19 protein-coding genes are annotated in these 26,084 nt (G+C 69.2%); 12 read left to right on the forward strand and 7 right to left on the reverse strand.

Going from position 1 to position 26,084, the window contains the following annotated elements; all coding sequences use genetic code 11:
• The first annotated feature begins 6 nt into the window (after positions 1 to 6).
• The 6 genes from SMCB_RS09595 (at position 7) to SMCB_RS09625 (ending at position 10,857) form a co-directional block, all read left to right on the forward strand.
• The gene (locus SMCB_RS09595; protein ID WP_045536616.1) at positions 7 to 2,103 is read left to right on the forward strand and encodes an acetyl/propionyl/methylcrotonyl-CoA carboxylase subunit alpha; all 2,097 of its coding nucleotides are present in this window, start codon (positions 7 to 9) and stop codon (positions 2,101 to 2,103) included.
• 28 nt (positions 2,104 to 2,131) lie between these two features.
• On the forward strand, positions 2,132 to 3,049 hold the full coding sequence (locus SMCB_RS09600; RefSeq protein ID WP_045536618.1) for a hydroxymethylglutaryl-CoA lyase: 918 nt from the start codon (positions 2,132 to 2,134) through the stop codon (positions 3,047 to 3,049).
• Positions 3,050 to 3,126: 77 nt separating this feature from the next.
• Complete coding sequence (locus SMCB_RS09605) at positions 3,127 to 3,447, forward strand: DUF1289 domain-containing protein (protein WP_082027347.1); 321 nt, start codon at positions 3,127 to 3,129, stop codon at positions 3,445 to 3,447.
• Between the two features lie 44 nt (positions 3,448 to 3,491).
• The gene (locus SMCB_RS09610) at positions 3,492 to 3,929 is read left to right on the forward strand and encodes a universal stress protein (RefSeq protein WP_045536620.1); all 438 of its coding nucleotides are present in this window, start codon (positions 3,492 to 3,494) and stop codon (positions 3,927 to 3,929) included.
• Positions 3,930 to 3,944: 15 nt separating this feature from the next.
• Positions 3,945 to 10,448 carry an excinuclease ABC subunit UvrA gene (locus SMCB_RS13120; protein ID WP_231851193.1) on the forward strand — a complete coding sequence of 2,168 codons (6,504 nt, stop codon included), beginning with the start codon at positions 3,945 to 3,947 and terminating at the stop codon, positions 10,446 to 10,448.
• Between the two features lie 49 nt (positions 10,449 to 10,497).
• Positions 10,498 to 10,857 carry a hypothetical protein gene (locus SMCB_RS09625; RefSeq protein ID WP_045536622.1) on the forward strand — a complete coding sequence of 120 codons (360 nt, stop codon included), beginning with the start codon at positions 10,498 to 10,500 and terminating at the stop codon, positions 10,855 to 10,857.
• On the opposite strand, the gene SMCB_RS09630 is transcribed toward SMCB_RS09625, so the two are convergent.
• The 3 genes from SMCB_RS09630 to SMCB_RS09640 form a co-directional block, all read right to left on the reverse strand.
• A complete protein-coding gene (locus SMCB_RS09630; RefSeq protein WP_045536624.1) occupies positions 10,851 to 11,219 on the reverse strand; it encodes a hypothetical protein in 369 nt (122 codons plus the stop codon). The genes SMCB_RS09625 and SMCB_RS09630 overlap by 7 nt on opposite strands.
• A 38-nt stretch (positions 11,220 to 11,257) precedes the next feature.
• Positions 11,258 to 12,454: a DesA family fatty acid desaturase gene (locus SMCB_RS09635; protein WP_231851194.1), complete on the reverse strand. Its 1,197-nt coding sequence runs from the start codon at positions 12,452 to 12,454 to the stop codon at positions 11,258 to 11,260.
• Positions 12,455 to 12,640: 186 nt separating this feature from the next.
• On the reverse strand, positions 12,641 to 14,113 hold the full coding sequence (locus SMCB_RS09640; RefSeq protein WP_231851195.1) for an RsmB/NOP family class I SAM-dependent RNA methyltransferase: 1,473 nt from the start codon (positions 14,111 to 14,113) through the stop codon (positions 12,641 to 12,643).
• A 93-nt stretch (positions 14,114 to 14,206) separates the two neighbouring features.
• On the opposite strand from SMCB_RS09640, the gene SMCB_RS09645 reads away from it, so the two are divergent.
• Entirely contained in the window at positions 14,207 to 15,151 is a 945-nt protein-coding gene (locus SMCB_RS09645; protein WP_045536631.1) for an MOSC domain-containing protein, read from the forward strand.
• Between the two features lie 37 nt (positions 15,152 to 15,188).
• Here the strand turns inward: SMCB_RS09645 and SMCB_RS09650 are convergent, their stop codons facing one another.
• Positions 15,189 to 16,187 carry an HD-GYP domain-containing protein gene (locus tag SMCB_RS09650; RefSeq protein ID WP_052468490.1) on the reverse strand — a complete coding sequence of 333 codons (999 nt, stop codon included), beginning with the start codon at positions 16,185 to 16,187 and terminating at the stop codon, positions 15,189 to 15,191.
• 116 nt (positions 16,188 to 16,303) lie between these two features.
• Here SMCB_RS09650 and ychF point away from each other — a divergent pair, with 116 nt between their 5' ends.
• Positions 16,304 to 17,398, forward strand: coding sequence for a redox-regulated ATPase YchF (ychF, locus tag SMCB_RS09655; RefSeq protein ID WP_045536633.1), 1,095 nt, complete (start codon positions 16,304 to 16,306; stop codon positions 17,396 to 17,398).
• Here the strand turns inward: ychF and SMCB_RS09660 are convergent.
• The 3 genes from SMCB_RS09660 to asd form a co-directional block, all read right to left on the reverse strand.
• Entirely contained in the window at positions 17,395 to 20,496 is a 3,102-nt protein-coding gene (locus SMCB_RS09660) for an efflux RND transporter permease subunit (protein WP_045536634.1), read from the reverse strand. The genes ychF and SMCB_RS09660 overlap by 4 nt on opposite strands.
• Positions 20,493 to 21,572 carry an efflux RND transporter periplasmic adaptor subunit gene (locus SMCB_RS09665; RefSeq protein WP_045536636.1) on the reverse strand — a complete coding sequence of 360 codons (1,080 nt, stop codon included), beginning with the start codon at positions 21,570 to 21,572 and terminating at the stop codon, positions 20,493 to 20,495. Before SMCB_RS09665 ends, SMCB_RS09660 begins: the two co-directional genes overlap by 4 nt.
• Positions 21,573 to 21,682: 110 nt before the next feature.
• The gene (asd, locus tag SMCB_RS09670; protein ID WP_420834894.1) at positions 21,683 to 22,582 is read right to left on the reverse strand and encodes an archaetidylserine decarboxylase; all 900 of its coding nucleotides are present in this window, start codon (positions 22,580 to 22,582) and stop codon (positions 21,683 to 21,685) included.
• 154 nt (positions 22,583 to 22,736) lie between these two features.
• Between asd and SMCB_RS09675 the strand changes: the two genes are divergently transcribed.
• The 4 genes from SMCB_RS09675 (at position 22,737) to SMCB_RS09690 (ending at position 26,072) form a co-directional block, all read left to right on the forward strand.
• Entirely contained in the window at positions 22,737 to 23,933 is a 1,197-nt protein-coding gene (locus SMCB_RS09675; protein ID WP_045536638.1) for an AAA family ATPase, read from the forward strand.
• Between the two features lie 164 nt (positions 23,934 to 24,097).
• The gene (locus tag SMCB_RS09680; protein ID WP_144400332.1) at positions 24,098 to 25,027 is read left to right on the forward strand and encodes an ATP-binding cassette domain-containing protein; all 930 of its coding nucleotides are present in this window, start codon (positions 24,098 to 24,100) and stop codon (positions 25,025 to 25,027) included.
• Positions 25,024 to 25,119 (forward strand): type II toxin-antitoxin system RelE family toxin, encoded by a 96-nt coding sequence (locus SMCB_RS13335; RefSeq protein WP_045536643.1) that lies wholly within the window; start codon positions 25,024 to 25,026, stop codon positions 25,117 to 25,119. The genes SMCB_RS09680 and SMCB_RS13335 overlap by 4 nt, the downstream gene beginning before the upstream one ends.
• A gap of 182 nt (positions 25,120 to 25,301) precedes the next feature.
• Positions 25,302 to 26,072, forward strand: a complete 771-nt coding sequence (locus SMCB_RS09690; RefSeq protein WP_052468491.1) for a class I SAM-dependent methyltransferase — start codon at positions 25,302 to 25,304, stop codon at positions 26,070 to 26,072.
• The last annotated feature ends 12 nt before the right edge of the window (positions 26,073 to 26,084 follow it).

The following is a 26,084-nucleotide window of genomic DNA, read 5'->3' on the forward strand; positions in this document are numbered from 1 at the left end:
CGCAGCATGTTTAAGAAAATCCTGATCGCCAACCGCGGCGAAATCGCCTGCCGCGTGGCCGCCACTGCGCGCCGCCTCGGCGTGCAGACGGTGGCCGTGTATTCCGACGCCGACGCGCAAGCCAAGCACGTGAGCGCCTGCGACGAGGCGATCCACATCGGCGGCTCGGCGCCCAAAGACAGCTACCTGCAATGGGCGCGCATCATCGCCGCGGCCCAAGCCACGGGCGCGCAAGCCATCCACCCCGGCTACGGTTTTTTGAGCGAAAACGCCGACTTTGCCCGCGCCTGCGCCGCCGCGGGCGTGGTGTTCATCGGGCCACCGGCGGCAGCGATCGAGGCCATGGGGCTCAAGGCCGAGTCCAAGCGCCTGATGGAGCAAGCCGGCGTGCCGCTGGTGCCGGGCTACCACGGCGCCGCGCAAGACCCGGCGCTGCTGCAGCGCGAGGCCGACCGCATCGGCTACCCGGTGCTGATCAAGGCCAGCGCCGGCGGGGGCGGCAAGGGCATGCGCGCAGTCGAATCCAGCGCCGACTTTGCCGCCGCGCTCGCCAGCTGCCAGCGCGAGGCGCGCAGCAGCTTTGGCGACGACGCGGTGCTGCTCGAAAAATACGTGCAGCGCCCACGCCACATCGAAATCCAGGTGTTTGCCGACTCGCACGGCCACTGCGTCTATCTGCACGAGCGCGACTGCTCGGTGCAGCGCCGGCACCAAAAGGTGCTCGAAGAAGCCCCGGCGCCGGGCCTCACCCCCGCCTTGCGCCAGCAAATGGGGCAGGCGGCGGTGGCGGCGGCGCAGGCGGTGGGCTATGTGGGCGCGGGCACGGTGGAGTTCATCGTTGAGCAGGCCGACTACGCCCAGCCCGAGGCGATGCGTTTCTACTTCATGGAGATGAACACGCGCCTGCAAGTGGAGCACCCGGTGACCGAGGCCATCACCGGCGTCGATCTGGTGGAGTGGCAGCTGCGCGTGGCCGCTGGCGAGGCGCTGCCGCTGCAGCAACACGAGCTGCGTCTGCAGGGCCACGCCATCGAGGCGCGCATCTGCGCCGAAAACCCCGACCAGCAGTTCCTACCCGCGACCGGCACGCTGGCGGTGTACCGCAAACCGGCGCACTGCGCCTTTGAGCGCGGCCCGCTGCGCTTCGACGACGGCGTGCGCGAGGGCGACGCCATCAGCCCGTTTTACGATTCGATGATCGCCAAGCTGATCGTGCACGCCGACACCCGCGAGCAGGCGCTGGCGCGGCTGGACGCGGCGCTGGCGCAGACGCACATCGTCGGGCTGGCGACCAACGTGCAATTTTTGCGCCACGTGGTGCGCAGCCCATCGTTTGCCCAAGCCCGGCTCGACACCGCCTTGATCCCGCGCGAGGCCGCGCGGCTTTTTGACCAAGACCCGGTCGGCCTGCCGCTGGCCGTGGCCGCGGCCACGGCGCAAACCCTGCTCGACGAGCGCGCCCTAGAAACCCCCGACCCCTTCAGCCGCCGCGACGGCTGGTGCAGCCACCCCAGCGCCGACGCCGCCCGGCGCCGCCTGGCCTTCGAGTACCGGGGCCAGCCGGTGGATGCCACCCTAATCTATGCGCGCGACGCCAGCGTGCAGCTGTGCGTGGAACCGCCGGCGGTGCAGGCGGCGCAGGCTGATGCCGAGGCCGCTGCGGCGGTTGCGCCCGCAGCCGCTGCAGCGGACTGCGCAGGCCCACTGCGCTTTCATTCACTGCCCGCTGGCAGCGCGTGGGCGCTGGAGCTGGGCTTTGGCGGGCACAGCAGCCGCGCCAGCGTTTACATGCTGAGCGAGCAGGTGCACGTCTTCACGCCGCAGGGCGCGGCGCAGATCGTCGAGATCGACCGGCTCGCCCACGCCGGCGACCACGCCCTCGAGGGCGGCCGTCTGAGCGCCCCGATGCCGGGCAAGGTGCTGTCGTTTTGCGTGAGCGCAGGCGAAGCGGTCAAAAAAGGGCAGCCGCTGGCGCTGATGGAGGCCATGAAAATGGAGCACACCCTATCCGCTCCCGCCGACGGCACCGTGGCCGAACTGCTCTACGCCCCCGGCGACCAGGTGAGCGAAGGGGCCGAGCTGCTGCGCTTCGTGCCCGCCTGAGCTGCATCCACCCTTATCGGAGCCGCGCATGAACCTCCCCCCCAAAGTGCATCTGGTCGAAGTCGGGCCGCGCGACGGGCTGCAAAACGAGGCCCAAGCGCTGCCCGCTGCGGTCAAGATCGAGCTGGTGCAGCGGCTGCAGGCGGCCGGTTTGCGCCACATCGAAGTCACCAGCTACGTCAGCCCCAAGTGGGTGCCGCAGATGGCCGACAACCACGCCGTGATGGCCGGCCTGGTGCGCCAGAGCGGCGTGCGCTACGCCGTGCTGGTGCCCAACCTCAAGGGCCTAGAGGCGGCGCTGCCCGACCGGCCCGACGAGATCGTGGTTTTTGGCTCGGCCAGCGAAGCCTTCAGCCAGAAAAACATCAACTGCAGCGTGGCCGAGAGCATCGAGCGCTTTGCGCCGGTGGTGCAAGCCGCGCGCGCGGCCGGCATTTTTGTGCGCGGCGCCATGAGCTGCACCGTGGGCTGCCCCTACGAGGGCGAGGTGGCGCCGCAGCAGGTGGGGCAGCTGGCGCGCTTGATGAAAAGCATCGGGGTGCAGCACGTGGGCGTGGCCGACACCACCGGCGTGGGCACGCCGCTCAAGGTGCAGCGCGCCTTCGAAGCCACCTTGCAGCACTACGCGCTGCATGAGGTCAGCGGCCACTTCCACGACACCTACGGCCAGGCGCTGGCCAACACGCTGGCGGCGCTGCAGCTGGGGGTGGCGCAGTTCGATGCCTCGGTGGCCGGGCTGGGCGGCTGCCCCTACGCCCGCGGGGCCAGCGGCAACGTGGCCACCGAAGACCTGGTCTATTTGCTGCACGGCATGGGGGTGCACACCGGCGTCGATCTCGAGGCGCTGGTCGAGGCCGGCGCGTACATCAGCGCCGCGCTTGGCCGCCCCAGCGGCTCGCGGGTGGCGCGCGCGCTGCTGGCGCGGCGCGCAGCGGGCAGCGCCTAGGGCCTGATGTTTTTTCGCCTCTGCCTGCAACGCCCCCTCGCGGCGCTTGGGTAGGGGCTTGGCGCTACCATGCCAGTATGAGTGCCACTGCCACCGACCCAGCCTGCGATCCTGCCTCCCCAGCGGCCACCACCGCCGCATTGCGCCGCCCCGATCTGGCCGCGGCGTTGCGCGCGGCCCGCGCCGGCCGTGGCTTGCCCTCGCCTTGCGTCGGCGTCTGCCGCATGGACGCCGCCAGCGGCCTGTGCCTGGGCTGCTGGCGCACGCTGGACGAAATCGCGCGCTGGGGCGCGGCCAGCGCCGCCGAGCAACTGGTGTGCTGGCAGCGCATCGGGCAGCGCCTGGCGCAATCAGCCAGCGACCCGGCAACCAGCCCAGCACCGCCCCAGCTTGGTTAAGATGATGGCCCCGCCGTGCAAACGGCTCAACGCATGGAGTCGCGATGTTCAAAAAAATCCTGGTGCCCTCTGATGGCTCCAAACTGGCGCATGGTGCGGCCGAATTTGCCGCCGGTCTGGCCAAGGTACACGGAGCCTCGGTGGTCGGGCTGTACGTGATCGACCCCTTCCCCTACATCGGCATCGGCGACGCCTCGGCCGCCGGCCTGCAAGCCTACATGGGCGAAGCGCAAGCCGCCGCCGACCGCGCGCTGGGCAATATTCAGAGCTGCTGCGAAGCGCAGGGGGTGGCGTTTGCCGCCGACACCATCGAGCGCAACAGCACCTACGAAGGCATCTTGGAAACCGCGCAAGACGAAGGCTGCGACCTGATCGTCATGGGCTCGCACGGCCGCACCGGCGTCAAGGCGCTGATTCTGGGCAGCGTGGCACAAAAAGTGCTCACTTACGCCAAGGTGCCAGTGCTGATCGTCAAGCCCTAAGCGGTTGCAAGGCCCTTGCTGCCGCCCGAACCCGTGCCGCCTGCGCCCGAAGGGCTGATCCGCATTCGCGGGGCGCGCCAGCACAACCTCAAAAACCTCGACCTCGATCTGCGCACCGGCGAGCTGACGGTGGTCACGGGGCCGAGCGGGTCGGGCAAATCCAGCCTGGTGTTCGACACCCTGTACGCTGAGGGGCAGCGCCGCTACGTCGAGACCTTCAGCGCCTACGCGCGCCAGTTCCTCGACCGCATGGACCGCCCGGCGGTCGATCGGGTCGAGGGCGTGCCGCCGGCCATCGCCATCGACCAGAGCAACCCGGTGCGCAACTCGCGCTCCACCGTGGGCACGATGAGCGAGCTCAACGACCACCTCAAGCTGCTCTATGCGCGCGCGGCGCAGCTTTACGACCGCCAGACAGCGCTGCCGGTGCGCGCCGACCACCCCGACACCCTCTACGCCGAGCTGCTGCGCCGCAGCGCGCAAGAGCACGCCCGCACGGGGCAGGAGCCGCGCCTGCTGCTCACTTTCCCGGTGCAGCTGCCGGCCAGCAGCAGCGCGCAAGAGGTGGAGCAGTGGCTGAGCGCCAGCGGCTACACCCGGGTGCTGGGGCAGCGCCAGCAAGCCGGCAGCGGCCCCGACAGCGCGCCGGTGCAGGTGCTCGACGTGGTGGCCGACCGGCTGTTGCTCAGCCGCGCCGAGCGCGCGCGTGTGCTCGAAGCCATCGAGCGCTGCCTGGAGCACGGCGCTGGGCGCTTGAACGTGTATTTGCAAGATGCCCCGGGTGCGGACAGCGCGCCTTTGGCACATAGCACCTCGGCCGCGGACTCGCCCGCCCCTTCCAGCGCATCCGCCGCGCCCACGGTGTGGCGTTTTTCCACCGGCCTGCATTGCCCCGAGAGCGATATGCGCTACGCCGAGCCGCTGCCGGCGCATTTTTCTTTCAACTCGGCGCTGGGCGCCTGCCCCAGCTGCCGCGGTTTTGGCCGCGTCATCGGCATCGACTGGGGGCTGGTGATCCCGGACGAAAAACGCACCCTGCGCGCCGGCGCCATCAAGCCGATCCAGACCCCGGCCTACCAAGAATGCCAAGACGAGCTGCTGCTCCACGCCGAGGCGGCCGGCATCCCGCGCGACACGCCCTGGATGCACCTGAGCCCGGCGCAGCGCCACTGGGTGCTCGAAGGCGACCCCGGCTGGCGCGGCGACTGGAAGCGCCAGTGGTACGGCATCCGGCGCTTTTTCGACTACCTCGAGAGCAAGGCCTACAAGATGCACATTCGGGTGCTGCTGTCGAAATACCGCAGCTACACCGAATGCCCGGCCTGCCAAGGGGCGCGCCTCAAGCCCGAGGGCCTGCTGTGGCGCCTGGGCAGCCAAGCCGACGCCGACGCGGTATTGCCACCCGAACAGCGTTTCATGCCGCCCGGCGTGGCCTGGAGCCGCGCCCAACTCGAAGCCCTGCCGGGGCTGTGTCTGCACGACCTGATGCGCCTGCCGCTGCAGCGTTTGCGGGTGTTTTTTGCGCGGCTGTCTGTGGGGCGGGCGGGCGCTGTTGCGGGTGGGGGCGCTGCCGCGGCTGGGGGGGTGGCGGGTTCGTCAGTCGCAGGCTCCGATTCCTCACCCGCCACCCCCCCAGCCACGGAAGCGCCCATCCTCGGGGCGGCGGGCTCGTTTACTTCTGGTTCCGATTCCTCTGCCGCTTCCTCCCCGGCTGCGGCAGCGCCTCATGGCGCGCCCGCGCTCAAGCTGCTGCTCGACGAAATTTGCACCCGGTTGCAATACCTGTGCGAGGTCGGGCTGGGCTACCTGACGCTGGATCGGCAAAGCCGCACCCTGAGCGGCGGCGAGGTGCAGCGCATCAACCTGACCACGGCGCTGGGCTCCTCGCTGGTCAACACCCTGTTCGTTCTCGACGAGCCCAGCATCGGGCTGCACCCACGCGACATGGGGCGCATTCTGCAAGCCATGCAGCGCCTGCGCGACGCCGGCAACACCCTGGTGGTGGTGGAGCACGACCCGGCGCTCATGCTCGCCGCCGACCGCGTCATCGACATGGGCCCCGGCCCCGGCGCGCGCGGCGGCCAGATTGTGTTTGACGGCCCGCCCAGCGCCCTGGGCCACGCCGACACCCTCACCGGCGCCTACTTGGGCGGGCGCAAGCAGGTGGGTTTTGGCTTCAAGCGCATGGTCACGGCCAGCACGCCGCGGTTGCAGCTGCGCGGCGTGCGCGCCCACAATTTGCAGGCGATCGACGTCGATTTTCCGCTGCAGCGCCTGGTCTGCGTGACGGGCGTGAGCGGCAGCGGCAAATCGACCCTGATTCAGGACGTGCTGGCGCCGGCGCTGCAGCGCCATTTTGGCCAGCCCACCGATGCGCCGCTGGCGCACGATGCCCTGTTGGGCGCCGAGCGCTTGAGCGCGGTGGTGTTCATCGACCAGTCGCCGATCGGCAAAACGGCGCGCTCCAACCCCGCCAGCTACCTCGGCGCCTGGGACGCCCTGCGCGCGCTGCTGGCGGCGCAACCGCTGGCGCGCCAGCGCGGCTACAGCGCCGCCAAGTTCAGCTTCAACGGCGGCGACGGGCGCTGCCCGGGCTGCGGCGGCAGCGGTTTCGAGCGCGTCGAAATGCAGTTTTTGAGCGACGTCTATCTGCGCTGCCCCGATTGCTTGGGCAAGCGCTACCGGCCCGAGGTGCTGGAAGTCTGCCTGCAGCGCGGCGGCCGCAGCCTGAACGCCGCCGACCTGCTCGAGCTCACGGTGAGCGAGGCGCTGCAGCTGTTTGGTGCGGGTGCGGGTGCTGGCTCTGGCTCTGGCTCTGGCTCTGGCTTAGGTGTGGGTGTGGGTGTGGGTGTGGGTACAGACCACAGCACCGAGCCGCAGGCCGACCAAGCCACTGACCAAGCCACTGACCAAGCAGCCGACCAAATCGCCGCCCAGCCCGCAAACCAATCCAGCGACCCGAGCCGCCACAGCCCCCCTGCCGTTGATCCGGCCCAAGCCAAGCTGGAGCGCGCCTTTTGCGCCGCCCTGCAGCCCTTGGTGGATGTGGGACTGGAGTACCTCAAACTCGGTCAACCCGTGCCCACCCTCAGCGGTGGCGAGGCGCAGCGCCTCAAGCTAGCGGCGCACCTAGCGATCGCGGCGCAGACCGACGCAGCTACCGCCGCTGCCGCCCGGCGCCGCCCTGCCCGGCCGGGCGCGGCCACCCAGCAGCCCGCCAGCCCGGCCGCGCACACCGCGGCCGCAAGCTCCGCGACCGCAAGCTCCGCGACCGCAAGCTCCGCAGCCGCAAGCACCGCGACAGCGCGCACCAAAATCCCACCGCCGCTGGGGCAGTTGCTGCTGTTCGACGAGCCCACCACCGGGCTGCATTTCGACGACATCGCCAAGCTCATGCGCGCCCTGCGTAAGCTGGTGGACGCGGGCCATTCGCTGATCGTGATCGAGCACAACCTCGACGTGATCCGCGCCAGCGACTGGCTGATCGACCTCGGGCCCGACGCCGGTGCCGACGGCGGCCTGGTGGTGGCCCAAGGCCCCCCCGAAGAGGTGCGCCTGCACCCCAGCAGCCACACCGCCGCCGCCCTGCGCGCCTACGCCGAGGCTGAGGGCTTGCGCGCACAAGAGCCCCCGCCACCGTGGCTACCAAACCTCACACCAGCCGCCGCAACTCGCGACCACGCCCCGTCGATCCAGATCGTCAACGCCAAAGAGCACAACCTGAAGAACCTCTCGCTGGCCATTCCGCGCGGGCGCTTCAGCGTCATCACCGGCGTGAGCGGCTCTGGCAAATCGACGCTGGCCTTCGACATCTTGTTCAACGAGGGCCAGCGCCGCTACCTCGAAAGCCTCAACGCCTACGCGCGCAGCATCGTGCAACCGGCCGGGCGGCCCGAAGTCGATGCCGTGCACGGCATCCCGCCCACGGTGGCGATCGAGCAGCGGCTGTCGCGCGGCGGGCGCAAGTCCAGCGTCGGCACGGTGACCGAAGTCTGGCACTACCTGCGCCTGCTCTACGTCAAGCTGGGCACCCAGCACTGCGTCCACGACGACAGCCCGGTGCAGCCGCAGAGCCCGGCGGCGATCCTAGGGCAGCTGATGGGCCGCTTTCGTGGCCAGCACATCGGCTTGCTGGCGCCGCTGGTGCGCGGGCGCAAGGGCCTCTACACCGAGCTGGCCGACTGGGCGCGCCAGCGCGGCTACAGCCACCTGCGCGTCGATGGCGAGTTCGTGCCCACGCAGGGCTTCCCCAAGCTGGAGCGCTTTCGCGAGCACCAGATCGAGCTGCCGGTGGGCAGCCTCGAGGTGCAGCCCGAGCACGAGGCCGCGCTGCGCGAGCTGATCGAGCGCGCGCTCGAACACGGCAAGGGCGTGCTGCAAGTGCTCAGCGGCATCGGCGGCCCAGACGATGCCGCCCGCCCGGGCAGCTTGGCGCACGCGCTGGCGGCCGGAGGAAGCGGCGCCGGCGTGGGGCAGATCGAGGGCTACTCGACCCTGCGCGCCTGCCCGCTGTGCAGCAGCAGCTACGCCGAGCTGGATCCGCGCCTGTTTTCCTACAACAGCAAGCACGGCTGGTGCCCGGATTGCGTCGGCACCGGGGTGCAGCTGAACCGCCAGCAGCGCGCGGCGTTCGACGACAGCCGCCCGCCCGACGACGGCCAGGGCCGCGAGCAAAGCCTGAGCGAACCCGACTTCGACGACCTGAGCGACCAGCCCTGCGGCACTTGCGGCGGCAGCCGTCTGAACCCGGTGGCGCGCGCCGTGAAGTTCCAAGGCCGAACCATCACCGAGCTGGCGCGGTTGAGCGTGCACGCGCTGCACGCCTGGGTGCAGGCACTGCCCGAGGGCGGAACCCTGTCGGCGCGGGAGGCGCAGATCGCGCGCGATCTGCTGCCCGAAATTTTGGGCCGCCTGCGGTTTTTGCAGCAAGTCGGGCTGGGCTACCTGACGCTGGAGCGCGGCGCACCAACGCTGAGCGGTGGCGAGGCGCAGCGCATCCGGCTGGCGGCACAGCTCGGCTCCAGTCTGCAAGGGGTGTGTTATGTGCTGGATGAGCCGACCATCGGCCTACACCCGCGCGACAACCGAATTTTGCTCGATGCCCTGCAACAGCTCGGCCGCCAAGGAAACACGCTGGTGGTGGTGGAGCACGACGAGGACACCATACGCCGCGCCGAGCACCTGATCGACATCGGCCCGGGCGCCGGGGTGCGCGGCGGCCAGGTGGTGGCCCAAGGCACCGTGGCCGACCTGATGGCCGCCCCCGATTCGCAAACCGGGCGCTACCTGCTGCACGCCATGCGCCATCCGCTGCAGGCGCGGCGCTGGGTGGCCTCAGTCACACGTTCCGATTCCTTGCCGGCCCCCACCCCCAGCCCACCCGGCGCAACAGGCGGCCTCACCGCGCACGCTGATTCCTTGCCGGCCCCCGACTGGCTGCTGGTCAAGGGGGCGCAGCGCCACAACCTGCAGCAGCTCACGCTGCAGCTGCCGCTGCGGCGGCTGGTGGCGGTCACGGGGGTGAGTGGGTCTGGCAAGTCCACGCTGGCGCGCGAGGTCTTGCTGGCCAACGCCGCCAGCGCGGTGCAGCTGCGCAGCACGCAGGCCGGGCGGCGCGCTTGGGACGCGGGCGAGCGCCCGGCTTGGCAGGGCTGCCAGGCGCTGATCGGCTGCGAAAGCATCGAGCGCGTGCTCGAAGTCGATCAAACCCCGATCGGCAAAACGCTGCGCTCCTGCCCCGCGACCTACATCGGCTTTTGGGACACCATCCGCAAGCTCTACGCCGACACGCTGGAAGCGCGGGCGCGCGGCTACGGGCCGGCGCGCTTTTCCTTCAACACCGGCGCCGGCCGCTGCCCGCACTGCGAGGGGCAAGGCTTGCGCACCATCGCCATGAGCTTTTTGCCCGACGTGAAGCTGCCGTGCGAGGTCTGCCACGGCGCGCGCTTCAACCCCGACACGCTGGCCGTGAGCTGGCGCGGCCGCAGCATCGCCGAGGTGCTGCGCATGGAGGTCGATCAGGCGCTGGATTTCTTTGCCGCCATGCCGGCCATCGCCCAGCCGCTGCAACTGCTGCACGACGTGGGGCTGGGCTACCTGACGCTGGGCCAGCCCTCGCCCACGCTCTCGGGTGGCGAGGCGCAGCGGCTCAAGCTGGTGACCGAGCTGAGCAAGGTGCGCCACGATCTGACGCGCCGCGGCCTCAAAATCCCGCACACCCTGTACGTGCTCGACGAACCCACGGTGGGGCTGCACATGGCCGATGTGGAGCGCCTGATCCGCGTGCTGCACCGGCTGGTGGATGGCGGCCATAGCGTGCTGGTGATCGAGCACGACCTGGACCTGATCGCCGCAGCCGACTGGGTGCTGGACCTCGGCCCCGAAGGCGGGCAAGATGGCGGCCGCTTGGTGGCGCAAGGCACCCCAGAAGACCTGGTGTGCCAAGGCAGCCACACCGGCATCGCCTTGGCGCCGGTGCTGGCGCGCGGCGCGGCGCCACCTCCGCGGGCCACGGCCTGAGCGCCAAGCTCCAAGCCCTGAGCCCGCAGCGCACCAAAGGCCACCGCCCATGCCCAAGCACTGGCAGCTGCTGCAGGTCGAGCCGCAGGCACCGGCCAAGCCTGCCCTAGGCCAGCCCTGCAACGGCTGCGGCCTGTGTTGCCTGGCTGAGCCGTGTCCGCTGGGCATGGTGCTCAGCTTGCGCGTGCGCGGCGCCTGCCGCTTGTTGCGCTGGGAAGCGGGGCAGCAGCGCTACCGCTGCGGCGCCATCTTGGCCAGCAGCGCCGGGCACGACCACACCCAGTCAGACCAAGCCAGCGCAGCCCCCCTGAGCCTGTGGGCGCGCCTGTGGAACCGCTTGGCGCGGCGCTGGATCGCTGCCGGCAGCGGCTGCGATGCCACGTTTGAACCCCTCAACCCGCCTCAGTAAGCCTGCCAAGCCAGCATCACCAGCCCCAGCGTGAGCAAGCCGCCGCCGGCCACCAGCCAGCGGCTGCGCTTGCGCAAGCGCTCGACTTGATCGATCAGGCGCGCGTTTTGTTCGGCCAAATCGGCGTTGGTCTGTGCCAGTTGGGCCTGATCGGCTTGCATTTGGTGAAACAGCTCCTCGAGCACCTGCAGGCGCTCGTGCGGCGTGCCGTTGCCCGTGGGCACGGGGTTGACGCTGGCCGCGCTGGAGCCCGAGCGGCTTTTGTCCAGAAAACGGCGCGCGCCGGCGAGCACCTTGGGCGCGTGCTCGATCACGTCGCCCCAAGGCACCAGTTTCAAGGCCAGCAGCCACGGAAAACCCATTGCATCGACTCCTTCAGTGCGGTGTGCGGCGTGCAGCCTCAAGCGGCCAGCGCGGGCGCGGGATGCAGGGCGCGCAAGCGCTCGGAGAACTCGCGCAGCGCCGCTATGCCGCTGGCCTCGGCGCGCTGGCACCAAGCGTGCAAATCCTGCGCCAGCTGCTCGCGCGAGCGCGCGGTGTTGTTCCAGAGCAAGCGCAGTTCTTCGCGCATGGCGTGCATCTGCGCCAGCGTCGGGTGCTGGGCGCGCACCTGCTGCACCTGGGCTTGGTGCTGCGGCGGCACCTGCGCGTCGTCGCGGTGCAGCCAGCGCCGCACCGCGCGCAGCGCCGAGGCGTCGGAGCGCCGGGCTTGCAGGCCGGCGAGCTCGGCCGCCACAGCGGCGCGCATCTGCTGCGCGTAGGCGGCCATGACCTCGTAGCGGTGCGCGATCAGGGCTTCGAGCGTGTCGGCGTCGGCCACGGGCCGCACGGCACCAAAGGCCGGCTTGGGCGGCGTCTTGCGCGCCCGGGCCAAGCCCAGCGCCGACAGCGCGCGGATGTAGGCCCAGCCGAGGTCGAACTCGTAGGGCTTGACCGAGAACTTGGCCGACGTTGGATAGGTGTGGTGGTTGTTGTGCAGCTCCTCGCCGCCGATCACAATGCCCCACGGCGAGACGTTGGCGCTGGCGTCGGGCGACTCAAAATTGCGGTAGCCCCAGTAGTGGCCGATGCCGTTGACCACGCCAGCGGCCCAGAACGGAATCCAGACCATCTGCATGGCCCACAGCGCCAGCCCCAGCGCCCCGAACAGCGACACGTAGAGCAGCAGCATGAGCACGATGCCGACCTGCGGCCAGCGGCTGTAGAGCCGGCGCTCGATCCAGTCGTCTGGGGTGCCGTGGCCGTAGCGCGCCAGCGTGTCGGGGTTTTGCGCTTCGGCGCGGTACAGCTCAGCCCCTTGCCAGAACACCTTTTTGATGCCGAACACCACCGGGCTGTGCGGGTCGCCCACCTGCTCGCATTTGGCGTGGTGCTTGCGGTGGATGGCGGTCCAGTCTTTGGTTTTCATGCCGGTGCTGAGCCAGAGCCAGAAGCGAAAACCATGCGCCAGCGCCGGATGCAGGTCGAGGGCGCGGTGCGCCGAGTGGCGGTGCAGGTACAGGGTGACGCTGACGATGGTCAGGTGCGTGCACACCAAGCCCAGCAGCAGCGCCTGCCACCACGCCGCCCCGGTGAGGCCATGGACCAGAAAATGCAAGGACGCGCCCCAAAACGATTCGATCGACACCGCAAACCTTTCAAACAACGGCCACCAACACACCGCCCGTACACCAGACAGAAACAGCCCACTCTGCGCCAGCACAGCTGGCCAGCGCACGCGATGGCCCAGCCGGACCAAGTGTGGGATTCTAGAACCCGCGCCGGCGTTCCCCGGATATTTTGTTTAATCCCGGCGCTGCCAGACGGCGGCAAAAAAACCGTCGCAGCCGTGCCGGTGCGGCCACAGGCGCAAGTAGGGGCCGCGGCAGAGCTGCTGCGCACCTTCCACGCCGCAGCGCGCCAAGATGGGCGCCGCCGGCAGGGCCTCGAAGCCGGGTTCGGCTTGGCTGAAAGCCGCCGCAACGGCTTCGTTTTCGGCGCGCAGCAGGCTGCAGGTGGCATAGACCAGCCGCCCGCCGGGCTTGAGCAACCGCGCCGCCGCCGCCAAAATCCGGCCTTGCAACTCGGCCAGCCGCGCCACGTCGGCCGGGCTCTGGCGCCACATCAGGTCGGGCTGGCGCCGCAGCGTGCCCAAGCCGGTGCAGGGCGCATCGACCAGCACCCGGTCGGCCTTGCCCGCCAGCCGCTGCAAGCGCTGGTCGTGCTCGTGGGCCAGCGCCAGCGTGTGCACGGCGTCGATGCCGCTGCGCGCCAACCGCGGCTTGAGGGCATCGAGCCGGTGCGCCGAGGTGTCGAAGGCGTACAGGCGGCCGGTGTTGCGCAGCAAGGCGCCTAGGGCCAGCGTCTTGCCGCCGGCGCCGGCGCAAAAGTCGATCACCGTCTCGAGGCGCTTGGGCTCGAGCAGCAGTGCCAGCAGCTGCGCGCCCTCGTCTTGCACCTCGATTTGGCCCTCGCTCCAAGCCGCCAGCCGCTGCAGCGCGGGCTTGCCCTCCAGCCGGATGCCCCAGGGCGAGTGCGGCGTGGCGGTGGCCTGCAAGCCGGCCTCTTGCAGCAGCGCCAGCACGGCGGGGCGCTTGGCTTTGAGCAGGTTGACGCGCACGTCCAGCGTCGCCGGCTGGCGCAAGGCCTGTGCGGCGGCTTGGAATTCTGCTTCTGCTTCTGCTTCTGCTTCTGCTTCTGCTTCTGCTTCTGCTGCCTCTGCCTCTGCCTCTGCCTCTGCCTCTGCCTCTGCCTCTGCCTCTGCCTCTGGCTCCACTGCCGCATCGGATTCGGGCTGGCCCAGCACCGCACCCGCTGCACCGGCTTCAGCAACCGCACCCGCGCGCTGCAGCCGCAGCTCCGCGCGCAGCGCCTCGGCCAGCCAATCGGGCAGGCCGTGGCGGCAGGCGGGCGGTGCGCTGGCGTCGAGCGCTTGCGCCAGCGCCTGCGTGCGCCATTCCCACTCTTCGGGTGTGCAGGCGGCCTGCAGGCGCTCGGGCGGGCCGGTCCAGGCCAGCAGCAGCAGCGCGCGCGTTTGCGCCGTGCCTTGGGGCTGCGCGGCGTGGTTGGGGCGCTGCGGGCGGGCCGGGCGCTCCTGCTGCGGCGTGCGCCCCGGGTGGCTGGCCGCCAGCCACTGCAGGCGCGGGCGGTCGCGCAGCACGGCAAACACCGCGTCGGCCAGCAAGGCGCGCTCGCGGCTGCCCAGCGCGCCTTGCTGGCGAAAAAACTCGGCCACGGTGGCGTCGGCCGGGTGCTCAAAACGCAGCACGCGGCTCAACAGCGCGCTTCCCAATTCCAACAAAGTGTGAGGATGCATATTGCCGGCTATTGTCGGCTATTGGACAATGACACCCTTTACCGAGCTACGCCCATGACCCAGCCCCCCTACACCGAAACGCCGCTGCCCCTGACGATCGAACAGCTCTGGGTCTATCCCATCAAATCCTGTGCCGGCGTGCGGCTGGCGCAGGCCGAGCTGCTGCCCAGCGGGCTGCTCTGGGACCGCACCTGGATGGTGGTCGATCAGCGCGGCGAGTTCCTGTCGCAACGCGAGCTGCCGCGGCTGGCGCTGGTGCGGCCGCGCTTCAGGCTCGGGCAGCTCGAGCTGCAGGCGCCGGGCATGTTGTCGCTCTATTTGGCACTGGATGCGGCCGAAGCGCCGTGCAAGGTGCGGGTCTGGGACGACGAGCTCGACGCCTACGACATGGGCGACGTGGCAGCGCAGTGGTTCAGCGATTTTTTGCTCGCCGACCGGCCCCAGCTCGGGCTGCGGCTGCGGCTGGTGCGCTTCGACCCGGATTGCGTGCGGCCATCGGATGTGCGCTGGACCGGCGGCATTCAGGCCCCCAACACCTTCAGCGACGGCTACCCGCTGCTGCTGCTGAGCGCGGCGGCGCTGGACGAACTCAACCAGCGCCGGCGCCTGCTCGGGCAAGAAGCGCTGGGGGTGGAGCGCTTTCGCCCCAACCTGCTGCTGGGCGGCCTGCAGGCACACGACGAAGACCGGCTGGCCGAACTGCGTTTTTCTGTGGCGGCCAGCGCCGGCGTGGGCACCGCCAGCGCAACAAGCGGCGAAAATGCCGAAGTCTGGCTGCAACCGGTCAAGCCCTGCGCGCGCTGCTCGATCCCCGACGTCGATCCGGCCACCGGCATCGAGCAAGGCGACGCGGTCAGCACCCTGTTGCACAGCTACCGCCAAGACCGGCGGCTGCTGGGCGCGGTCACCTTTGGCATGAACGCGATCGTGCGCCAAGGCGCGGGCTTGACGTTGCACGAGGGCATGCCCGGCTACGGGCGCTGGGGCGCGTGGCAGTAAGCGGCCTGCGCTGCGGCCACCCCAACCACCCCAGCGTTCAAATGCGCTTGAGCAGGCGCGCCAGATCGAGCCGGATGCGCAGATCCTCGGGCGCCACCGGGGCCGTGATGGCGTACAGGGGCAGTTGGGTGTCGCGCTTGACCGGGATGCTCAGCAGCATGCCGTCGGGCCCGGTGATGGCCAACGCGAGCGGGGCGTTGACCTTGGCCCCGCGCCGCACCACCAGCGCCGTCTCACCGGTTTTGAGCCGCACCAAGGTACCGGGCGGGTACATGCCGAACTGCTTCACAAAGCAAGCACCCAGCGGGCTGGCGCTGGCTTCAGCCTCGAGGTACAGGTTGCCCACCACCACCTTGGGCCACATGCCGCGCCGGGTGCTGCGCGGGCTGATGCGCGCCACGAACAGATCGCTCAGGCGCAGCAACTGCTGCCCCAGATCGAGCTCGGTTTTCTGGCTCGGGTAACCGCTGCCGTCGGGCGCTTCGTGGTGGTCTTGCACCCAGCGCAACCAGTCGGCGTCGGTCACGCCCAAGGCGCGCAGCAGGGCCGCCGAGTCGCTCGGGTGGGCGCTGATTTTTTCGCGCTGGTAGGCCGTGGTCTGCTGTGCCTGGGTGGCCAGCAGGTCTTGCAGCTCGGCCATGGCGATGTTCATGGTCAGGGCCGCGCGCAGCAGCGCGCCGCGCTGCGGCTCCTCGATCGGCAGCAGCGGCGCCACCAGCAGACAGGCGCTGGCCGCGAGCAAGGCGTGGGTGGCGCAGTAGCCGTATTGCCGATCCGAGAGCATTTGCACCAGCACCAGCAGGCTGTCGTCGGGCCGGTTTTGCAGCGTCAGGCGCAGCCCGGTTTCGATGAAGGTCAAGCGGCGCGCGAAATCATGCGCCTGCGCGCCCTCGAGCAGCAGCGCCGCCAGCCGCCGGCGCAGCGCCGGCATGGCCTCGACCGGGTCTGGGTCGATCTGCAGGCGCACATCGGGCAGCATCGGCTCCAGGGCAGCGGGCAGCTCCCAGAGGCTGGGGTCGTGCGGGTCGAGCGGCATGGCGCAAAAAAATCCCGGTAAAGGAAAAAGCGGGGCAGCGGGGACAGAGGGAGTCTGGCAGGCTGGCGGCACCGGTAAAATCGGCGGCTTCTGTTTTTTGTCATTTTAGGGCTTCCATGAGTCTCAAGTGCGGCATCGTCGGTTTGCCCAACGTCGGCAAATCCACCCTCTTCAACGCCCTGACGCAGGCCGGCATCGCGGCCGAGAACTACCCTTTTTGCACCATCGAGCCCAACGTCGGCGTGGTCGAGGTGCCCGACGCGCGCCTGCAGCAGCTGGCGGCCATCGTCAAGCCCGAGCGCATCGTGCCGGCGATCGTCGAATTCGTGGACATCGCCGGTCTGGTGGCCGGTGCCAGCCAAGGCGAGGGCCTGGGCAACCAGTTTCTGGCCCACATCCGCGAGACCGACGCCCTGGTCAACGTGGTGCGCTGCTTCGAAGACCCGAACGTGATCCACGTCGCCGGCCGCGTCGATCCGGTGGCCGACATCGAAGTCATCCAGACCGAGCTCTGCTTGGCCGACCTGGGCACGGTGGACAAAGCGCTGCAGCGCGCCAGCAAAGCCGCCCGCAGCGGCAACGACAAAGACGCCGCTCGGCTGCTGGCGCTGCTGGGCCCGGTGCAGGCCGCACTCAACCAGGGCCAGCCGGTGCGCGCGCTGGCGCTGAGCGCCGACGACCAGGCGCTGCTCAAACCGCTGTGCCTGATCACCGCCAAACCGGCCATGTTCGTGGGCAACGTGGCCGACGACGGCTTCGAAAACAACCCCTTGCTGGCCAAGCTGCAAGCCTACGCCGCGACGCAAAACGCGCCGGTGGTGGCCATTTGCGCCAAGATCGAGGCCGAACTGGCCGAGATGGAGCCCGCCGACCGCCTCGTCTTTCTGCAAGAAATGGGCCAAGACGAACCGGGCCTGAACCGGCTCATCCGCGCCGGCTTCAAACTGCTGGGCCTGCAGACCTACTTCACCGCCGGCCCCAAAGAGGTGCGCGCCTGGACCGTGCGCATCGGCGCCACGGCACCGCAGGCAGCGGGCGTGATCCACGGCGACTTCGAGCGCGGCTTCATCCGCGCCCAGACCATCGCCTTCGACGACTACCTGGACTGCAACGGCGAGCAAGGCGCCAAAGACGCCGGCAAAATGCGCGCCGAAGGCAAAGACTACCTCGTGCGCGACGGCGACGTGATGAATTTTTTGTTTAACGTCTAAGCCTTCGCAACCGGCGCCGCAGACGGCGGCGGCGCGTGGCCGATGCGCAGCCATAGCGCGTACAGCGCGGGCACGTAGAGCAAGGTGATGGCGGTGCCCACCGCCACGCCGCCGATCAGCACGTAGGCCAGCGGACCCCAGAAGCTGTCGAAGGTCAGGGGCACGAAGGCCAGCGCGGCAGCGAGCGCGGTCAGGATCACCGGGCGCGCGCGCTGCACCGCGGCTTCCACCACCGCCGCCTCGGCCTCGAGTCCGTCGTGGAAGTTGTCCTGCACCTGCTGCGTCAGGATCATGGTGTTGCGCATCAAAATGCCCGCCAGCCCGATCAGCCCCAGCAGCGCCACGAAGCCAAAGGGCTGCGCAAACAGCAGCAGCGCCAGCACCGCCCCCACCAGCCCCAGCGGGGCCGTGGCCACGACCACGAAGGTGCCGGAAAAAGAGCGCATCTGCAGCATGATGAAGATCAGCATCAGCGCCACCATGAGCGGGAACAGTTGCTGGATCGACTGGTTGGCCAGCCCGGCGCGCTCCACCGAACCGCCGATGTCGATGCGGTAGCCCGGCGGCAATTCGGCGCGCAGCGCGGCCATTTGCTGCCACAACTCTTCGGTGACGGTCGGCGGTTGCGCCCCGCGCACGTCGGCCTGCACCGCCAGGAAGGGCTCGCGGTTGAGCCGGCGCAGCAGCGGTTCCTCGTGGCGCAGCTCGAAGCGGCCGATCTGCGCCAGCGGCACCAAGCGGCCGTCGAGGCTGCGGATTTCGATCTGCTCGGGCAACAAGGGGCTGCCGTCGCGGGCGCCGCGGGCCTGCACCTGCACCGTGCGCGTGCCCAGCCGCAGTTCGCTCACCACCACGCCATCGAGCTGGAACTGGAGCTGTTGCTTGAGCTCGCGCGGCGTCAGGCCGAGCAGGCGCAGGCGCTGCGCGTCGAGTTCGAGCTGCAGCACCAAGGCGCGCTCATCCCAGTCGAGCTGGGTGTTGAGGGTGTGCGGGTGCGCCTGCATGATGCCCTGCACCTGCTGTGCGATGGCGCGCAGTTGCTGTGGCTCTGGCCCGACGATGCGAAAGCTCACCGGCCACGGCACCGGGGGGCCAAACAGCAGCCGCGACACGCGCAGCCGCGCCTCGGGAAACTCGCCGGCCTCGATGCGCGCCTGCAGATCGGCCATGATGCGCTCGCGCGCCGCCGCGTCGGCCCCGATGGCCAGCAGCTTGGCAAAGGCCGGGTTGGGCTGCTCGGGGTTGGCGGAGATGAAAAACCGCGGCGCACCGGCCCCCACGTAGGCCGAGAGCGAACGCACGTCGGGGTGGTTGACCAGCAGCGCTTCGAGGCGGCGCACGGTGGCGTCGGTCTGGGCGATCGGGCTGCCTTGGGGCAGTTGCACGCTGATCAGCACCTCGGGCCGGTCGGAGCCGGGAAAAAACTGCTTTTGCACCAGGTTCGCCATGGCCCAGGCGCTGAGCAACAGCAGCAAAAGCGTAACCGCGACCACGCTCTTGCGCCAGCTCACACAGGCCGTGATGAGCGCACGCAGGCGCTGGTAACCGCGGCTCTGGTAGTGCGCGCTGCCGCCGTGGCCGCCGCCCGGGCCACCCGGGCCGCCATGGGGCTGGGCTTGCGCCAACAGCTTGATGCCCAAGTAGGGCGTGAACACCACCGCCACCAGCCACGAAGCCAGCAGCGCGTAGGCCAGCACCCAAAAGATGTTGCCGGCGTACTCGCCCACCCCCGACTGGGCAAAGCCGATCGGCACGAAACCGGCCACCGTCACCAGGGTGCCAAACAGCATCGGGGCGGCGGTGGCGTTCCAGGCGTGGGTGGCGGCGCGCACGCGATCCCAGCCCTGCTCCATTTTGACGATCATCATCTCGATGGCGATGATGGCGTCATCGACCAACAGCCCCAGCGCAATGATCAGGGCCCCGAGCGTGATGCGGTCTAGGTTGATGCCGGTGAACTTCATCAGCATAAAGGTCAGGCCCAGCGTCAGCGGGATCGCAATCCCCACCACCAGCCCGGCGCGCCAGCCGATCGCCAGCATGCTCACCACCATCACCACCGCCATGGCGGCCAGAAATTTTTTCTGGAACAGATCGACCGCCTGCGTGATGGCGTCGGTCTGGTTGGTGAGCACGCGCAGCTCCATGCCCAGCGGCAGCTCGGCCTGCTGCAGGCGCACAAAGTCGGCCAGGCGGGCGCCAAAAGCCAGCCCGTTTTCGCCTTTTTGCATCACCACGCCCAGCAGCACCGCATCCTGCCCGTGGGCGCGCACCAGGTAGCTGGGCGGCTCCTCGTGGCCCAAGCGCACCTGCGCCACGTCCTGCAATTGCAGCAGCCGCCCGCCCACGCGCAGCGGCACGCGTTCGAGCTGTTGCGCATCGGTCAGTTCGGCGGGCAGGCGCAGCAGCACGCGCGCGCCCTGCAGCTCCAGCGCGCCCGCCGGCAGCAACTGCAGCTGGGCGTCGATGGCCTCGAACACCGCCTGCGGCGCCAAGCCGAGTTGGTGCAGGCGCGCGAGGTCGAAATCGATGAACACGCGCTGCGGCCGCTCGCCCAGCAGCAGCGCCTTTTGCAGGCCCGGCAAGGCTTGCAGGCGGTCGCGCAAGGTGTCGGCGCTGCGTGCGAGTTCAGGCAGGGGCAGCCCGGGGGCGCTGAGCGCGATCAGGGCGAAATACACGTCGCCAAAATCGTCGTTGATCAGCGGGCCGACGACCCCGCGCGGCAGCCGGGGCGCTTCGTCGCTCATGCGCTGGCGCACCTCGTCGAACAGCTCGGGCACCCGCGCACTCGGGGTGTAGTCTTGGAACTCGACCTGCAGATCGACCCGCCCGGGCCGGATGGTGCTCTCGATGCGGTACAGGTTCTGCACTTCCTGGATGCGTTTTTCGAGCCGGTCGGCCACTTGGGAGCGCATCTCTTCGGCCGTGGCACCGGGCCAGAGCGCCGAGACCATCATGGTGCGCACCGTGAACGAGGGGTCCTCGGCGCGCCCGAGCGAGAGGAAGGCGTAGAGGCCACCCAGCACCGCGATCAGGATGAAAAACAGCGTGACGGCGCGCTCGCGCACCGCCAGCGCCGACAGGTTGGGAAAGCTCACCGCGGCAGCTCCCGCACCGCCAGCCCCGGGCTGAGGCGGTGCGTGCCCAGCGCCACCACCGCCTCACCGGCCGCCAGCGGGCTGCTGACGTGGGCGTGGGTGGCGTCGATGCGGTGCACGCGCACCGGCACCGGCTGCGCCCGGCCCTCGGCCACGCGCCACAGCTGCGCACCGCCGCCGCGTTCGTCCAGCGCCCCCAGTGGCACGCGCTGCAGCGCCGCCTCGGCGGTGGCCGCGTGGCCTTCGGGCTGCAGCGCCACGCGCACCACCGCCCCCAAGGGCCAAACCACCGGGTCGAGCGCGCCCACGATGCGGTAGCGCGCGCGCCAGGTGCGGCTGAGCGGGTCGGCCGCGCCGGCCACTTCACGCAACTGCAGCGGCTGGCGCGCGCCGTCGGGCAACACGGCATAACCCGTGCGCGGCGCGTTTAGGCCTTGGGGCAAAAACAGCTCGATTTCGCGCTCACCCGCGTGCGCCAGCGTGCCCACGCTCTGGCCAGCAGCCAGCACTTGGCCGGGTTCGGCGCTGAGGTCGAGCAGCACCCCGGCCGCCGGGGCGCGCAACTGCGTGTGCTGGCGCAGGTTGCGCGCCACCGCCGTCTGGCTGCGCGCCGCCTGCACGCGGGCAACGGCCTCGCGCAGCGCCAGCTCGAAGCGCTCTAGGGTTTGCGCGCTCACAAAGCCTTGCGCCACCAGCTGGCGCTGGCGCTCCAGCTCGCGCTCGGCATGGCGCTGCGCCGCTTCGGCGCTGGCCAGTTGCGCCGCCGCGCTGGCTTCGTTGGCCAGCAGGTCGTGCGCGTCCAGCGTCAGCAGGGTCTGGCCGGCGCTCACGTGTTGGCCGGCCTGCACCGGCCGCGTCAGCACCCGGCCGCCCACCTGCAAAGCCAGCGGCGTTTCGTGGCGCGCCCGCAGCGTGCCCGAAAACTGGCGCTCGCCCGGTGCCGAGGCCTCGATCGGCACCGTTTTCACCCACGGCGGTGGGGCTTCGGCAGCGGGCGCAGCGGGGCCTTGGCAGGCCGTCAAAAAAACGAGGGTCGTCAAGCTGAGCAACGCGGCCCGTAGCGTGTAGGCAGTCATGGCATCCCGATTGTTGGTGTGACCCCGCTGCGCCGACGGGGTCGAGAGCGGCCCATTCTAGTGGCCTTCGTACCCCTGGGTGCATCTAAAGCGCTGCCCTAGGCGCGCCCTCATACAACCCAATCGGCCATCTGCTGCCCCAGCCGCACCGGCTGGTCGGCCGCCCAGCTTGGGTTCCAGCGCAACAAGCCGGGCGGGAACAGCAGCACCACGGTCGAGCCCAGCAAAAAGCGCCCCATCTCGGCGCCACGCTCGAGCTCGATCGCGCGCTCCTCGTAGCGCCAGTCTTGCAGCAGGCCCGGGCGCGGCGGGTTGACCACGCCGTGCCAAGCGGTGGCCATGCTGCCGACGATGGTGGCCCCCACCAGCACCAGCGCAAAGTCGAAGCGCCGCCCGGCGTGCGCGCCCTCGAACACGCAGACCACGCGCTCGTTGCGCGCAAACAGGCCCGGCACGGTGCGCGCCGTGGCCGGGTTGACTGAAAACAGCGCCCCCGGCACATGGATCATGCGTTTCAGGCGCCCGGCGCAGGGCATGTGGATGCGGTGGTAGTCGCGCGGGCTTAAATACAGGGTGGCGAAGTCGCCGTGCTCGAAGCCGGCCGCCAGCTGAGCATCGCCGCCCAGCAGCGCGATGCTGCGGTAATGCTGGCCCTTGGCCTGAAAAATTCGGTCGCCCTCGATGCGGCCCAACTGGCTCACAGCGCCATCAACCGGGCACACCAGCCCCGATTCGGCCAGCGGCCGCACCCCGGGCTTGAGGGCGCGGGTGAAAAAGTCGTTGAAGGTGGCGTAGGCGCCAAAGTCGGGCTGCAGCGCCTCGCTCATGTCCACGCGGTAGCGCGCGGCAAAGCGGCGCATCGCCCACTGCGTGGCGGCACCGAGTGGGCGCCGCGCCAAGGCGCCGGCCAGTTCGGTCAGGGCCTGCTTGGGCAAGGCGTACTGCAGCCATGCGTGGTGCGGGGCCAGTGCCGCTTGCAGTTGGCCGGGCTGGGCATGGGGATTGGGCATGGGGCGCTCAGGGTCAAAGGACGGAATTCTAAGCCCGGCCAAGAAGGCAGGGGGACACCTACCGCCCAAGCGGTGGCTCCATCCGTACAATCGCGGGCTTTACATCTAATTATCCATGGCGGATAATTATCCGGCAATCAACCTTGGAGATAACATGTCCGACACCACCGGCCTTTTCCATCGAGAGACCTACGCCGCCCAAATGGCCGAGCAGTTGCTCAACCCCGGCCCGCTGGACGAAAGCACCCGCTCGGGCGTTTTTCTCTCGGGCATCCGCCGGGTGGGCAAGACCACCTTTTTGAGGCAAGACCTCATCCCCGCGCTCGAAACCCGGGGCGCGCTGGTCATCTACGTGGACCTCTGGGTCGACCGCACCAAAAACCCGTCGGCCCTGGTTCACGAAGCCGTGCGCAACACGCTGCGCCAACTGCAGACGCCGGGCTCCGGTCTGCTGCAACGCTTCAAGGGACTCAACCTGGGTGCGGCGGGTTTCAGTTTTGGTTTCCAGCTCGACGACGTCGGCCAGCCCGGTGGCGCCACGCTAGCCCAAGCCTTTGAAGAGCTGGTCAACACCGCCCATATTAACGTCGTGCTGATCGTGGACGAAGTGCAGCAGACCCTTGGGACAGAAGAAGGCTTTGCCCTACTGCACGCGCTCAAGGCCGCGCGCGACGCCGTCAACGCCAGGCCCGGCATGCCGGGTCGTTTACTCTTCATCGGCACCGGTTCGCACAAATCGCTGCTCGCCGACATGACCTCGCGCCGCGCCCAGCCCTTTGCCGGCGCTCACTTGGTGTCTTACCTGGTGCTGGACCGCGAATTTGTGCAGTGGCAGTTGCAGCGCATCGCAGCCACCCCCGGCGTGGTGCTGCCCAGCCTAGACACCGCCTGGCAAGGCTTCCAGACCATGGGCCACCGGCCCGAAGAGCTGCTCAAGGCACTGCGGCAGCTACAGCAAGCCCACGGCACCGACCCGGACACCGCCTTGCGCATCATCTGCGCCACCCTAGCCGACGCAGCGGCCGACGTGGAACTCAAGGCGGTGGAGGAATTCGGCGAACTCGGCAAAGCCGTGTTCGAGCGCATTGCCACCGGCCCGGAAGACGGCGCCACCGGCCTCTTCGGCGTCGACGCCCTGGCCGCCTACGCCGACCGCACCAGCAGCGTCGTGGAAACCTCGCAGGTGCAAAACATCGTGGACAAGATGGTCAGCGCCAACCTGATCCTGCGCCCAACGCACGGCAAATACACCGTGGCCGACCCCTTTGTGCGCAAAGTCTGGCGCGACAAGCTGGCGCAGTTGGCGCAGTTGGCGCAGTTGGCGCAGCCCCCAAAGGCCGACCTGACCTGACGCGGCCCTACAGACCAGCGCGAAGGCCTAGACAAGCAAGGAGTCGAAGGTGGTTTGGGCTTGTGCCTGTACCAGGTGCGGGCATGAGGTGGCGCAATCACAGAAAAGTGGTTGCGGGTGTTCCTGCTGGCAAGGCGAAGCAAAAGCGGCACAATGCTCGCACTATGACTGCCCTGTTCACTGTCGATGGTCTCTGCAAGCGCTACGGCGGCGCGGCGGTGGTCGATGAACTGTCGTTTGCGATTGAGCCCGGCGAGTGCTTGGGGCTGATCGGCCCCAACGGCGCCGGCAAAACCACCACCTTGCGCATCAGCCTCGGCCTGACCCACGCCGACAGCGGCCGCGTCGAGGCCTTTGGCTTGACCATGCCCGAGCACGCCCAAGCCATCAAGGCGCAGATGGGCGTGGTGAGCCAGTTCGACACGCTGGACCCGGACTTCACCTGCGCCGAAAACCTGCGCGTCTTTGGGCGCTACTTCGGCCTCGACCGGGCCACGCTGGCGGCGCGCATCCCGGCGCTGCTCGATTTTGCCGCGCTATCGCACAAGGCCGATGCCAAGCCGGGCGAGCTCTCGGGCGGCATGAAGCGACGCCTGTCGCTGGCGCGCGCGCTCATCAACGACCCGCGCCTGCTGCTGCTCGACGAGCCCACCACCGGGCTCGATCCGCAGGCGCGGCACCTGATGTGGGAGCGGCTGCAGCAGTTGCTCAAGCAGGGCAAGAGCATCCTGCTCACCACCCACTTCATGGACGAGGCCGAGCGCCTGTGCCAGCGCTTGGTGGTCATCGACCAGGGGCGCAAAATCGCCGCAGGGCGCCCGCGCGAGCTGATTGCGCAGCACCTGGAGCCCGATGTGGTCGAGGTCTATGCCCAGCAAAACCACGAGGTGCAGGCGCTGGCGCAGTCGGCGCTGGCGCGGCTGGCGCAGCGGGTGGAGGTGAGCGGCGAGACGGTGTTTTTCTACACCCTCGACGCGCGCCCGCTGCTGGCCGCCCTCAACGACTGGCCGCAGCTGCACACCCTGCACCGCCCCGCCAACCTCGAAGACCTGTTCCTCAAGCTCACCGGGCGCCAGATCCGGCAAGAAGGATGAGCGACTGGCGCATCATCGCCCACATCGAGGACGGAGCACTGCGCATCCTTGTGCTGCGCATCGGCGACCGCAAAGCGGTTTACCGCCACTGATGCAGCGGCGTTGCTGGCGCCCTGCCGGAGCACCTACGCACCAACCAACTTTCGCAGCCCGGCAACCGGCTACCCAAGATGGCACCCAACCTTGATCGGCTGCGGGCAAATCGGGTGCATACCCTCATGACACTCGGTTAAGCTCAAAATGCATGGCCCAAGTCTGTGTATAAAGCGGGGTTATGTCTGAGCCACACCCGACCAGCCCCATTCAGATGCCCAAGCTCTACCGCGAACTGGCGCCTTGGTATCCGCTCTTGACGCCGGTGGCCGACTACCTCGAAGAGGCCGCCTTTTACCGGCGTTTGTTCGAGGCCCACTGCCAGCGGCGCCCTCAAACCCTGCTCGATTTGGGCAGCGGCGGTGGCCACAATGCCGCCCACTTGAAGGCGGCGCTGGCCTGCACGCTCGTCGATCTGGAGCCGACCATGCTCGCTTTGAGCCGCCGCCTGAACCCGGAGTGCACGCACATTCAGGGCGATATGCGCACGCTGCGGCTCGGGCGCGTCTTTGATTGCGTGCTGGTGCACGACGCCATCAGCTACATGAGCACGCGCGCCGATCTGGCCAGTGTCATCGCCACGGCTTATGCCCACACCGCCCCCGGTGGGGTGGCGCTGTTGCAGCCGGATTTTGTGCTCGAGACCTTCACGCCCGGCACCGAAAGCGGCGGCAGCGACGGCAACGGACGCGGCTTGCGCTACCTCGAATGGCGCTGGATGCCCGACGCGCACGCCGAGCGCTACGTCGCCGACATGGCCTACCTGCTGCGAGACGAAAACGGCGCCACCCAAGCCGTGCACGACCGGCACTGGATGGGGCTGTTCCCCAGAGCCGTGTGGTTGCAGCTGATCGCCGCCGCCGGTTTCGAGCCGCTGGCGCTGCCCTTTGAGCACAGCGCATACAGCGACACCGGCGCCGAGGTCTTTCTCGGGCTGCGTCCTGTGGCCTGACACCGATTTTCT

Origin of the sequence: Serpentinimonas maccroryi (genome assembly GCF_000828915.1) — a bacterium.
GTDB lineage: Bacteria > Pseudomonadota > Gammaproteobacteria > Burkholderiales > Burkholderiaceae_C > Serpentinimonas > Serpentinimonas maccroryi.